At 62.4% G+C, this 12,725-nt stretch carries 9 protein-coding genes; 3 read left to right on the top strand and 6 right to left on the bottom strand.

Annotated elements, in window-relative coordinates; genetic code table 11:
- The first annotated feature begins 29 nt into the window (after positions 1 to 29).
- Together IPM54_38055 and IPM54_38060 are read left to right on the top strand one after the other, a co-directional pair.
- Positions 30 to 695: a DUF3105 domain-containing protein gene (locus IPM54_38055; protein MBK9265581.1), complete on the top strand. Its 666-nt coding sequence runs from the start codon at positions 30 to 32 to the stop codon at positions 693 to 695.
- Between the two features lie 62 nt (positions 696 to 757).
- Positions 758 to 4,936, top strand: a complete 4,179-nt coding sequence (locus IPM54_38060; GenBank protein ID MBK9265582.1) for a sigma 54-interacting transcriptional regulator — start codon at positions 758 to 760, stop codon at positions 4,934 to 4,936.
- Positions 4,937 to 4,941: 5 nt separating this feature from the next.
- Here the strand turns inward: IPM54_38060 and IPM54_38065 are convergent, their stop codons facing one another.
- From IPM54_38065 to IPM54_38090, 6 genes are all read right to left on the bottom strand, one after another.
- A complete protein-coding gene (locus IPM54_38065) occupies positions 4,942 to 5,607 on the bottom strand; it encodes an SCO family protein (GenBank protein MBK9265583.1) in 666 nt (221 codons plus the stop codon).
- A gap of 31 nt (positions 5,608 to 5,638) precedes the next feature.
- The gene (locus tag IPM54_38070; GenBank protein ID MBK9265584.1) at positions 5,639 to 6,097 is read right to left on the bottom strand and encodes a DUF420 domain-containing protein; all 459 of its coding nucleotides are present in this window, start codon (positions 6,095 to 6,097) and stop codon (positions 5,639 to 5,641) included.
- Positions 6,098 to 6,133: 36 nt separating this feature from the next.
- Positions 6,134 to 7,087 (bottom strand): protoheme IX farnesyltransferase, encoded by a 954-nt coding sequence (gene cyoE, locus IPM54_38075; protein MBK9265585.1) that lies wholly within the window; start codon positions 7,085 to 7,087, stop codon positions 6,134 to 6,136.
- 229 nt (positions 7,088 to 7,316) lie between these two features.
- Entirely contained in the window at positions 7,317 to 8,417 is a 1,101-nt protein-coding gene (locus IPM54_38080; GenBank protein MBK9265586.1) for a hypothetical protein, read from the bottom strand.
- Between the two features lie 2 nt (positions 8,418 to 8,419).
- Complete coding sequence (locus tag IPM54_38085) at positions 8,420 to 10,183, bottom strand: hypothetical protein (GenBank protein ID MBK9265587.1); 1,764 nt, start codon at positions 10,181 to 10,183, stop codon at positions 8,420 to 8,422.
- Between the two features lie 244 nt (positions 10,184 to 10,427).
- Complete coding sequence (locus IPM54_38090) at positions 10,428 to 11,273, bottom strand: SDR family NAD(P)-dependent oxidoreductase (protein MBK9265588.1); 846 nt, start codon at positions 11,271 to 11,273, stop codon at positions 10,428 to 10,430.
- A gap of 346 nt (positions 11,274 to 11,619) precedes the next feature.
- Here IPM54_38090 and IPM54_38095 point away from each other — a divergent pair, with 346 nt between their 5' ends.
- Complete coding sequence (locus IPM54_38095) at positions 11,620 to 12,681, top strand: flippase-like domain-containing protein (GenBank protein MBK9265589.1); 1,062 nt, start codon at positions 11,620 to 11,622, stop codon at positions 12,679 to 12,681.
- Positions 12,682 to 12,725: the final 44 nt, after the last annotated feature.

Consider the following 12,725-nt stretch of genomic DNA (forward strand, 5'->3'; position numbering starts at 1 on the left):
GTCGTCGTCGCGCGTGATACGCTTGTGCGATGCACTTGTTTCGCAGCCTTTCTGCTTCCTTCGCCCAACATTTGGTGGTCGTCGCATCCGTCTGCATCACGGGATGCGGTGAAGATGTCGCAACGGTGCCGTCGGGTCCGGAGAACGTCGAGGTCCTCACGCCAGGCGCGCCACCCTTGCCCGGACAAACCGAGTGTCGCGTCGTCAAGACGACGAACATTGCGCTCGAAGTTGCCGCGCACGTGACCACATGCACACCCGTCACGTACGCGACGAATCCTCCGAGCGGTGGGAACCATTGGCCAACGTGGGCTGCGTTCAAGAAGTACACGCAGCGAGTGCCTCGCGAGATGTACGTTCACGCGATGGAGCACGGGGCCGTGGTGTTGTCGTACCGATGCGACGATGGCTGTCCGGACGTCGTCGCTGCGCTCGAAACGGTCTTCGACGAAGCGCAGGGAGACCCACTTTGCGTGATGCAAGGTAACGGACCCAAAACCCGCCTCGTGCTCACGCCCGATCCTGATCTCGACACACCCATCGCAGCGTCAGCTTGGGGTGCGACGTACACGGCGACGTGCATCGACACGGAGTCACTCGGCACGTTCATTTCCGCGAACTACGACAAAGGGCCCGAGAAGTTGTGTTACCCCGGTGAAGACATCGAGACGACGGGGGGACCCAAGTGTGACTGAACTCGAGGGCAACACGTCACCTCCGTTGACAGTCACTCCTGTCGTGCTCATCTCCTTCATCGATGAATAGCGGCTCTTCGCCACCCCAGTTGGCAGCTTCCGCTTTCGAACGCCTCGTCCGCGCTGGCGTCGGCGGTGCTGCCGAGGTTTGGAAAGCCAGAACGCCCGAAGGCGTGCTCGTCGCACTGAAAATCGCTCGCGACGACGACGCGCGTGAGGCTCTCGCGCGCGAAGCCTCGCACGCGCTCCTCGCACTCTCCCCTCGCCTCCCTGCACTCGTCGATGTCGGATTCATCGACGCAAGCGACGACGATCAAGCATCACCAGGAGTTCCGATTCCATTCGTTGCGCTCCGCTGGGTGGAAGGACGAAGCCTCCGCGATTGGATGCGCGAACGCGTTCGAGATCGCGCGTCAGCCGCTCTGCAGATCACGCACGACGTCGCAGAGGCCATCGCTGACTTGCACGCGATAGGGCTCGCTCACGGAGATCTGAAACCCGAGAACATCGTCGTCGATGAGCACGATCGAGCGCACGTCATCGACCTCGGTCTTTCAGCACGTGCTTACGAAACGACCGTCGAAGGTGCCACGCCGCGCTACCTCGCATCCGGTGATGCCGACCTGGGAGACGGCCGCGCGCGTGATCTCGTTGCACTCGGCATCGTGATCGCCGAGCTCGTCGACGACGGCGTCTCCTGTGCAAACGTCCCGATCGATGCAGCTCGAAACGCTCGATTACCGCCACCGTTCGACTCGATTTGTACGGCACTCCTGACGAAAAACCCCGGCGCACGACCCACCGCGCTGTGGGTTGCCGAAACTGCTCGTTCATCGATTGGTGCTCAAACGATCGATACGAGCTCCGAACGCGCCGATCGTGATGCGAGACGAGTTCGCGCGACATATCTGTCGATTCGATCGAACGAGCTCGCGTCCCACGCCATCGCAGGAAAGACGACAGTGCACTGGCTCGATGAAGCGATTGGGTGCTTGCGACGCGCACGTGCACTTCGAGCGAACGACGTTGCAAGCAGTGAGCGTGCACCTTCGCCAATCGAGCTCGGTCCGCTCGATCCCGACGGCATCACGAGATGGCTCACGGCACTCGTCGGCAGCGCTGCGATCGCATGGCCTGTCGCGTCGCTCTCATCCGTAGATGAAGCGATGCTTGGTTCGGCGCTCGAACGACTCGCGCGGCACGTTCCACCGGAAGCGTGGACGTTTGCCGATGTCGAGGCTGCCGTGCTCGGTAAGCCCGAGGCGCCTCGTCTGGCGACTCGATCTCGCGATTCGCAACTCGACAAAGAAGACGTCGCTCGACTCGCGCTCGCCATTTCGTTTGTCCCGCCCAATCAGCTCGCGATTCAGCGCGTCGAGCAGCAGCGAGATGCTCCGCCCGCGTTGGTCATCGCCGCCGCAGATGCGTTGCGACGCTTGGGACAATTTGGACGAGCACGACATCTCGTCCTACGCGCGCGTGACCTGGGCGCGAGCGGTGCCGATGCGCTTGCTGCCGAGATCCTTCGCCGCGCGGGCGACATCGATGGGGCGCGAGAGATTGCGCGTGCAGCGATTCAGAAGGACGACGCGGATCACGCCTCGCGCGCAGTGCTCGCACGCATCGCATACGACCAGCGCCGGTTGGAAGAAGCCGAATCGCTCGTTACATGTGCTTCATGCAGTCCTGCGGAAGAAGTCGCTGCCCTCATTGCATCCGAGCGCGGGCAGAAGGAACGAGCGATGACTGCGATCCGGAGAGGCGAAGCGATCGCACGCTCCGACGAACAACGCGCACGCTTGTCTGCAATACGAGGATACGTCGAACACGGCGTCGATCCGGCGGCCGCTCAGCGCGCATTTGCAACGGCGGTCGATCATGCCGCGCGTGCAGGCGCGGTCATCGAGGAGGCCACGTACCGCACGGGGGAAGCTGCCGCAGCCGTCGACGTTGGGGATCTCGGCGCAGCACTTTCAACATCGCGACGTGCTGCACTGCTCTGGGAGCACCTCGGCCGTCCGGCCCATGCAGCACGCGCGCTGCTTGCGATGGCAGCGGCCTACGAGACGGCTGGCGCTCGACACGACGCCGTGCGAGTCGCCCGCGAAGCCATCGTTCGCGCGCGCGAAGGCCGAGACACACGGGCCGAAGCGTATGCGCTTTGGGCGATCGCTGATGCATCACTCGCAGGATCCGACGAAGGCCGTCGCGCAGCCGAACGTGCACGCGAGCTGCTTCGCGATGCTGGCAGCGACGACACGCTTCGGGCAGATGCGCGTTTGGTCGAGCACGCACCCCGAAGTTTGGCGCGAGAAACCTACGAAGTACGCGACGCCATGGCCGAATCCGCCGCCGTCCAACCAGGCGCACGCCTCGATTGGATCCGTGCGCGCGCTGAAAGTCTTTTGTCAGGCGATGAAGCTCCGAACGCTCGCGTGGCCGAACGGCTGCTCGCAGCTCTCGTAGGTTTGTCCGATGCACGTGCACCGATCGCTGCGCGCGGCCCAGCACTCGCTGCCGGCTACTCACTTGCCGCGCGCCTTGGTCGTGGTGACATCGCGTTGCGACTGCTTGCATCACTCGGCGATGCAGCTCGTGATCTGCTTGCGCGAGCCCCTGCCGAACTTGCGCCCACGATCCGATCGCTTGCATGGGTTTCCCAAGCAGCGCTCGTGCCGCAAGAAGGCCTGCATCATGAACAAGCGCGTGAGCTCGAACGGCTCATCGTGGCGCTCAGCGAACGTGAACGCCTGCGCCCGCTGCTCGATCGCGTCGTGGATGCCCTCGTGCTGTGGACTGGCGTCGAACGCGGGCTGCTCTTGCTTTGTGCACCGCAAGGACGTCTCGTTCCGCGAGCTGCACGAAACCTCGCGCGTGCGGATCTGCGGGGTGAGCAAATCGCTTTGTCTCACACCTTGGCTCAACGCGCGCTCGCCGCCCTCGAGCCAGTCGTCGCAGTCGATGCCGCAGGCGAGCTGCCTTCGGTGCATCAGAGCGTGCACGCGCTCAAGCTTCGAAGCGTGCTGGCCGTACCACTCGTCGCGCGTGGCGAAGCGCTCGGCGTCGTGTACCTCGATGATCGCGTCCGCAAAGGTGCATTCGGTCCGCGCGAGCTTGCATGGACGCGCGCGGTAGCCTCCATCGCGGCGCTGGCCATTGCGGACGCACGAGCTCAGGTGCTTTTGACACGAGCCGCACGACAAGCGAAACGCGCCACGGCAAAGCTCGAAGAAACGCTCGCTCGACGCGAAGCCGCGCTCGATGTGGCCGAACGTGAGCTCGGACGAACCCGTTCGTCTCGCGAAACTCGTTTCAAGTACGAAGCGATCGTGGGCGAAAGCGAATGCATGCGTGAGATGTTGCGGCTCGTCGATCGCGTGACGATGGCAAACGTGCCGGTGCTCGTCCAAGGCGAATCCGGCAGCGGCAAAGAGCTCATTGCCCGTGCGATCCACTTCAACGGCCCTCGCTCCAACAAACCCTTCGTCAGCGAGAACTGCAGCGCCATTCCCGAAACACTTTTGGAGTCGGCGCTATTTGGACATGTACGAGGTGCGTTCACGGGCGCGGACAAACCTCGCCTCGGGCTCTTCGACGCGGCCGATCGCGGCACGCTCTTCCTCGATGAAGTCGGCGAGATGAGCCTGCCGATGCAAGCCAAGCTGCTGCGCGTCTTGGAAGACGGTCTCGTTCGTCCGCTCGGTACGGAACGAACGCGCAAGGTCGACGTGCGCATCATCGCGGCCACGCACCGCGACATCGAAGCGATGGTTCGAGCTCGAACGTTTCGTGAAGACCTTTTTTATCGCCTAAACATCATCGTCGTTCGAGTTCCCCCACTTCGAGATCGCGCGAGCGACGTGCCGCTCATCGTGAAACACCTGCTTGCGAAATACGATCGTCCGAATGTGCGCGTAACACGAGCGGCCATGGATCGACTGATGTCCTACGCGTGGCCAGGCAACGTGAGGCAGATCGAAAACGAGATCCGCCGCGCCCTCGTGCTTTGCGACGACATGATCGATCGCGAGCACCTGTCGCCAGAGATCGCAAATGTCACACCTGCAGTGCCCGTCGATCTGGGTCTGAACGTTCGCCCTCGAGTCGATGCGCTCGAAGTGCAGCTCGTACGCGAAGCGCTGGAACGCACGCGCGGCAATCAGACACAAGCCGCGAAGCTGCTCGGATTGTCGCGCTTCGGGCTGCAAAAAATGATGAAGCGATTGAACGTCGTGGCGTGACGTTCCTAGTCGGAAACCAAGCTCCGAGCGTCGCGCACGATCTTCTCGATGCCTTCGTCCGTCGCCTCGTAAAAGCCACGAATGAAACCTTTATCATCGACGAGGACAAACCGTTCGCCGTGAACGATCTCGATCATGCCGGGCGTGGTCTCGGTCTTCTTCCCCATCATCATCTTGAAGCCCTTCACGATCACCGGTTCGACGTCACCGAGCTGCCCCGTCAAAAAATCCCATCGCGACGTGTCCGCTCCATACTTTTGCGCGTACGCCCGAAGCACGTCCGGCGTGTCGGTTTCCGGATCAACGGTGAACGTCACTAGCCGCAGCGTGTCGCCGAGATCTCGCGTGCGCTCCTGAACCTCGACCATGCGTTTGGTCAGGCGCGGACACACGCTCGGACACGAGGTGAAAACGAAGTCCGCGATGTACGTTTTCCCGCGCAGGTTTGCCGCGCCAAACTGCTGACCTTGTTGATTCGTGAGCGAGTATGCGGGGAGCTCGACGAGCGTGGGCAATGCAGACAGGCGTCGAGCGAGCAGCACGCGCGCCGAGAACAATGCGAGAAACACGAGCGCCGCCGCGATCCAAAACCACCTCTTGGACCGACGTTCTGTCGGAGGCGGCGCCACTCCTCGTTCTGACAATGATGACTCGGCTGCGCTGGACACGATGCGCGAGGTGTATTCGTCGCTATAGGGACCGTCAAGGCAACGAGGCCGAAGAAACGAGCCTTGGCGCAAGTTGATAAAGCATCAAGTAGACGACGATGCCGGTCACCGACACGTACGCCCAAATGGGAAACGTGATGCGAGCGAGCGTGCGATGCGTTTCGAATCGTCCTTTGCGCGCGTAATGAAGCGTCGCGATCGACAACGGCAACGCGGCGGTCGCCAGAAGCGTGTGCGATGCGAGAACGACGAGATAGATGACGCGGACAAACCCGAGCTCGGGGAAGCGATGGGTTCCCGTCAGGGTGAAGCGAAGAACGTAACTGACGAGAAAAACCGCCGACGCGATGAAGGCGCCTTGCATGCGAAAGCGGTGCTTTTCGATCCGTTTGGAGCGAATCGCAAACCAACCGGCAAAGAGCAGCGTGGCGCTCGTGGCGTTGAGCAGCGCGTTGACCGGAGCGAGCACGTTGCCCACGTCAGAGGCATTCATTCGGCTCCGCTTGTAGCACTCGCAATCGGCTGATGCTCACGCGCCAACGACGAGCGCCACTTGAATGAGCATCAGATAGAGGATGGAAACAGCGAAGAGGCCACGTGCCCAGCGCACGTCACCCGACGAGCGCAAACCCATCACGCCATACGCGAGGAAACCGACACCGAAAACGAGTGCCGCCACGAAGTAGACAGGCCCTGCAACACCAAGCGGAACGACGAGCAACGACACGGCAAGAAGCGCAACGAGGTAACCAACGATGTGCCGACGCGTCAGAGCTTCACCTCGTTCGGCCGGAAGAACCTTGAGGCCCGCGCGTTGATAGTCGCCACTGCGAAACAGCGCGATCGCAAGGAAATGGGGCACTTGCCACAGGAACAGAATCAGAAAGAGGACAGCGCCCGGAGCATCGATGCGATCGGTCACCGTGGTCCATCCGAGCAGCGGCGGAATTGCGCCCGGAACAGCTCCGATGAGCAGCGCCGCCGTCGTTTTGCGCTTGAGCGGCGTGTAGACCAGAACGTATGAGAACAAAGCGAATGCGCCGAGCAGCGTGGTCGTCCAATTGACCGCAAACCCCAGAATCAACAGGGAAATCAAGGAGATCGCGATACCGAACCACAACGCGAGGTTCGGGGACAAACGCTTGGCAGGGAGCGGACGTTTCTTCGTTCGCTCCATCAGTCCGTCCGTGTCGCGCTCGAGGTACATGTTGAGCGCGTTGGCGCCGGACACGACGAGCACCGTACCGAGGAGCGACAAGATGATCGTGCCTGCACCGACTTCGGGCAGGCCAATTGATCGCGCGTAACGATTTGCAACCGTCACGCCGCCAAGCATCGTCGCGACGACGATCATCGTGATCCGCGGCTTGGTCAAAGCGACGAGATCCGAGACGATTGATCCGAAGGAACCCCCCTGCGAACGATGACGAAAGTCATCCGTGTTCAAAGGCACCTCGATGATCGGTTCCACCGGTACAGTCATGCGGGCCTCTCCATACCAAAACCCGCCCGTTCCGGCACGTGCGTCGTGGCAGCATCGCTAGGAACGGAAAGAACTTCACGCTGAAGGCCACATCACAGACGGTAGGAGCTGGACGCGAAACGCTCAGCAATGGGCGTCCGCAGTGGGACCTTGGGGGTGAAGAACGCCCCGGACAAGGGTGAATTCGTCATTCGAGTTTGAACGGGGGGAAAGCGAACAACCAACGTCTTCAGTTGCTGGAGGGTGATCGTCGCTCGCTACCGGCGGCGTCGGGCTCACTACTGCCATCTCCGCGCTTGATGGCGGCCCAAATGCCGCGGTGATCACGCGCTGCGAGGATCGTCGCGACGGACGCGATGGCGATCATGAGTGCGCAGAGCGGGACGTCGGGAGCTCCGTGAGCAAGCAAGAGGAGCGCGATCGACCCTGAAAGCGCCGGCGTGAGCGTTGGCGTGGCGAGCACTGCAATTGCGAGCGCCGGTGCGGCAAACGAGAAAAACGTCACGATGGCGTGCGATGCAGAAGGCTCGGGCCGAAGCACGAGCTCCCGCGCGGCGCGATCGAACACAACGCTGATCTTGCTGGCATCCTCGGCAGCGCCACCAAGCGCGAGACGCGTTGCAACGAGCGCCGCTCCGAGCGCCACGATCGTCGCGGGGCTCGAAGGTTTGCGACTGCGGGACGCGACAAACCCAACCGCGACGGCCATCGCGATGCCGTCCAGCACGAGGCCTACGGTGGAAGCACGCTGCGCCATCAAGTGATGGCCCTGCGTCAGAGGTTCACGCGTCAGCAGCGCGATCGCGATCACGCGCGCGACACCACCGAGCGCAACGCCGCCGAGCACGATCGATGCGGCACGAGCAAACGGCGTACGAAACGCGTCCCGAGCAGCGACGAGAGCGAGGGCGCACGCGATGCCGCCGCTCACAGCAAGCGACATTGCAGGCATGCGTGTTGCCATCGACAGGAGCGTCGACAGCGTGACGAGTCCACCCAGCGAGACGCATGCGAACCGGACAAACCCGGATATGGGGGCGCGCATGACTGCGAGCACGAGCCCGAGCGAGACGACCGTGGCCAAGATCAAGAAGGACTGCGACAGCGTCGCGCCAAGAAACTCGAGCCGTTCGACGTGTTTGCCCAGACCAACCGCCAAACCACGGAGCGAAGAACCGAACGCTCGACCAATCAGGACCACGACGACGGCTAAAATCGCAATCGGACGGACAAACGTGAGCACCGAAGCATCGTCGGACGAAGCATCAGTTGATGCATCCGACGGCTCTTCTGGGGCACGTGCCGGGGCAGCGTCTGGTTTCTTTTTCATCGTCAGCGTGGAGCGATCGGCAGGAGCGGCGGCGGGCGATGTTCGTCCGATGGAACGGGTCCCGCAGGCGGCGGAACGGGTGCGATCGGTGCGGGCCCTGCCTTCGGTGCCGGCAAGATATATGGATACGCGTTGCGCGTACTGCACGCATCGTACGGATCGCGATGGAATTCCCAGTGCAGGTACACCCGACCATCGTGCGAAACGATGGCTTCGGGCGCTTTGCCGAACGGCGACGCTCGGTTCATCGAGTTGAGCGCCACGATGTCGAATGCCGTCATGCCGCTCGGCCTCGTCACGCCCAGACGCACGATCTTCCCCTCGTCTTTGCTCAGGACGATCTCGAGATGCGTCACGAGGTTTTTATTGAACGAGTGCCCCTCGGGAAGTCTGTCGAGTGACGCCAAGAACTCTTCCGCGAAGATGGGATGCAGGCGGTTGTGGATGGTGTTGAGGAACGTCGCGAACGCCGACTGAGCCGCATTGAGGGCCGTTTGATTTCCAACCTTCACCGTCGGTTCGTAGTTCTCGATCGCCGCTTTGTACCTTCCGAAATTGCCCTTCTCCCACTTGCCGCGATGCGCGCTGCGTCGAGCTGCCCCATCCGCGGCTCGCTCTCGAGCGAGTTTTTCTTTACCAACCGTCGCTTCGAAGCCCGGCATCGTGAGGTTCAAATTGGGTGCTCCTGGCTCGCCAGGTGCACCTAGACCAACCGATCCCACTTTCACCGGGCTCTCGTAACGGCCTCCGGCCTTTTTCTTCTTCGGCTTCGGGCCAGGTCCATCGCCGCCGGGGTTTGCCGGATCGAGCGTAAAACCACCGCGACCACCTTCCGCCGCGACAACCTCGGGCGATGCGGGACCTCCGCCTCCTGCGCTGCCACGCACTTGGCCGGGCGACGAGTTTGTCGGGGAACTTGCTCGTCCCGCCGCACCCGTGCCTTGCGCGGTTGCAGGTGGAGCTGCTCGCGGACTGGGCTCGGCAGGCGGCTTTACGGGTTGATGATGTTCGGCGCTCTCGCTTCGTTCGGCTCTTTCACCTGGAGCGTTACGCGTGCCGGGTTTGTCCTCGCTCTGCGCCACGTCCTCGTGATCGTCGTTGCCCTCGCCCGTCGTCGCAGGCTTGCGCGCTGCGCCCATCGTGGGCTTTTCGTGGTCCTGATCGTGTGACCGGATCCGCGCGACCGTCTCTTCCTTCACGTGATTCGCCTGATCGCCAATGCGACTCGCCGTTGGATTGTCGGGCTGATCAGGTTTGACGTGTTGCCGCACGGCAATGCGTTTGTCCGGAACGACCGGCGGCGGAGGCGGAGGCGGTTCCTCCTTCGCAACCGCGGGCGGCGGCGGAGGAGGAGGTGGTGGTGGAGGCGGCGCCGGCGGGGGCGGTGGGGGCGGCGGTGGAGGAGGCGGAGGTTTGACCGCCGGGAGCTTCTTCGGAGGCTTGATCTCGTTACGCTTCGGCGACTTGATCGCTTCCTCGTCGGGTTTGTCCTCGTCCTTCTTCGTCTCGTCGTCCTGATCCGTGTCGTCTTCCGCCTTGGGCTCTTCTTTGGCCTCGGGCATCGGCGTGGACGGAAGCTCGATGTCGATTTCCAGTGGATTGTTGTGCGGGCGTAGTCCTTCGCGCACAGCTTCCACGAGCGACCGAATTTCTGCGCGATCCTCGACGACCTTTGCGACCTCTTCGGCGCCTCGACCGCTCATCACGTGAACGAGCAGCGCCGTCGGGATCCAGAGGAGCAGGGGAATTTGAGCTTCGCGCGACATGCCGGTTGTTTGGCTTCCGGACGGCAAGTGAAGCGCCCGAAAAACCAGTCCGGGCACTTGGACGTAGTGGGAACGAAATCCCTCTATCCGACGAGGAAAATCCCAGCGCGGACGCCTCGAACCAGTGTCGAGGTCGTCAATCACCGGAAAGCCGAAAGTAGCATTCACCCCCGCCGACAGCAACGAAGAGCGCCCGACAAACAGCGTCAAAAGGCGACGAAATTTTCAACCACGGTAATGCTCATCAAGCCTTGGTGATGGCTTCCCAGTGATCCGCGATCTCCTGGGCCGTCCACGCTGAGCCCTCATCTTTGAACTTCCCGGCGCTTTGCACGACTTTGTACGCGAACATCTGTGAACCCGTGACGGCGAGCACGTGTCCGGTCTTGTCTCCACACAAGTCGGACGCAAGAAACAATGCGGCCGGGGCGATGTGATCGGGCGTGAGCGAATCCATGCCCGCACGAAACATCGGCAGGTCTTCCGTCATGCGCGTCTTTGCGACCGGCGCGAGCGCGTTGACGGTGATGCGATGCTTTTGCAGCTCGATCGCAGCCGTACGAGTGAAGCCGTAGATGCCTGCTTTGGCCGCGGCGTAGTTGCTTTGCCCAAAGTTGCCGAGCATGCCCGAGACGCTCGTGGTGTTGACGATGCGTCCACCGCCGCCCTGGGCAATCATTTGACGTGCAACGAGTTGCGTACACAAGAACGTGCCCTTCAAGTGCACTTCGATCACGCGGTCCCACTGCTCTTCCTCCATCTTGAGCAGCGTCTTGTCCCGCAGGATGCCCGCGTTGTTCACGAGGATATCGACGCGGCCGAACGCATCGAGTGCCGTACGCAGAATCCCCGCAGCTCCCTCTGCCGTCGCGACCGTATCGACGCTGGCTACGGCGCTGCCCCCGGCCTGTTTGATCTCGTCGGCAACGACTCGCGCCATCGCATCGCTCGAACCGGTGCCATCGCGTGCACCGCCCACGTCGTTGACGACGACGCTGGCGCCTTCGCGCGCGAAAAGCAGCGCCTCCGACCGGCCGATTCCGCCCCCTGCACCCGTGATGATGGCAACTTTGCCGTCGAGCAGACCCATGCGTTTCCTCCTCATCGGCAGAGCCGATCGTGAGCATCTCGTGCCGCGCAGAATGGCACACGAAGCGCACCTTGCTCTCTTGTTTTCACCATCCGCAGCGACCAAAACCTCGCGGCCGGTGCGCCCGTTGCTTGCCCATCTCCCCTCGCACGTGTAACGACCCAGCGCGTGACGGCGCTTCAACTAAAAACCGAACGACCACCTGTAGGGCTCGAGCGCGGCCTTTGGTCAGCGCCGCGATGGGCCGTCGCTGCGCTCGGAATCGCCGTCATCATCGGCGCACTCGGTTACCTCGTTTGGCGAGTCAAACGCTACCGGAGTCGCAAATCGTGAACGGAGCGTCCAAGTGAACAGACTCGCGCGTCGTGTCCTGTCGGTGATGCTGCTCGGCGTACTCATCTACGGCGTGCTCGTGCTGTATCGCGACACGAACGAGATCGGTGCGCTGCTTTCACGCTACGCCTGGTCCACCTTCGCCCTCGCCTGCGCCCTCGCCTTCGGCAACTACCTCCTGCGTTTTCTCAAGTGGGAGTACTACCTCGCGCGGCTCGACATCCGCGGCATCCCCAAGCTCGACAGTCTGCTCGTGTTCCTCTCCGGGTTTGTCTTGACCGTAACGCCCGGTAAGGTCGGGGAAGTCTTCAAGTCGGTGATTTTGTTTCAGCTCAAAAAAGTTCCCATCGAGCGAACGGCACCGATCGTCATTGCGGAACGCGTCACGGATCTCATCGGCATCATCGCGATCATCACCATCGGCAGCTCGAGCTTTGCCGGCGGCCTCGTTTGGGCAGGGTTTGGCACGGCCACGGTCATCGCACTGCTCGTCTTCATCGCTTTCCCGCGCGTGAGCACGCCATTCGTCAACCTGCTACCTCGTTTGCCCGGACCGCTCGGGCGCGTAGGCGTTCGGCTGGCGCCCAAGATCGACGAAGCGCTGCGAGGCTTGCGCGCGATCGTCGCTCCCGCGCAACTCGTGTGGCCAACGCTCTTGTCCATCGTGGCGTGGTCGCTCGAAGGGATCGGCCTATGGGTGATCCTGCAAGGGTTTGGCGAGACGGCCTCGTCGCTCGCACGCACGATGTTTTTCTATTCGACCGCGACGCTTGCAGGAGCGCTCGTGCCTGTTCCCGGAGGCCTGGGTGTCACGGAAAAACTGCTCGAAGAACAGATGGCACGCCTGGGTGGTGTGCCGGCGGCAACCGCAACGGCCTCGATGATTCTCATTCGCTTCGCGACGCTCTGGTTTGCCGTGGCCGTCGGCTTCGCAGCGCTCGGCCTGCTTCGAGCGCGCCATGGCCGAGCCGTTCTCGGGGGCGAACCCACGCCGCCGCGCGAGCTCGACGTTTCCCAACCCCTCGCAACTTCGCCTACTACATCACCACTCGATGGCGCTTCGGACGCTCGATAGCCGACACTTCGCCAGGCGGAATCTCTTGACAGATTGCGTCTGTT

It is taken from the genome of Polyangiaceae bacterium (assembly GCA_016715885.1).
In the GTDB taxonomy this organism is placed as follows: Bacteria; Myxococcota_A; Polyangia; order Polyangiales; family Polyangiaceae; genus Polyangium.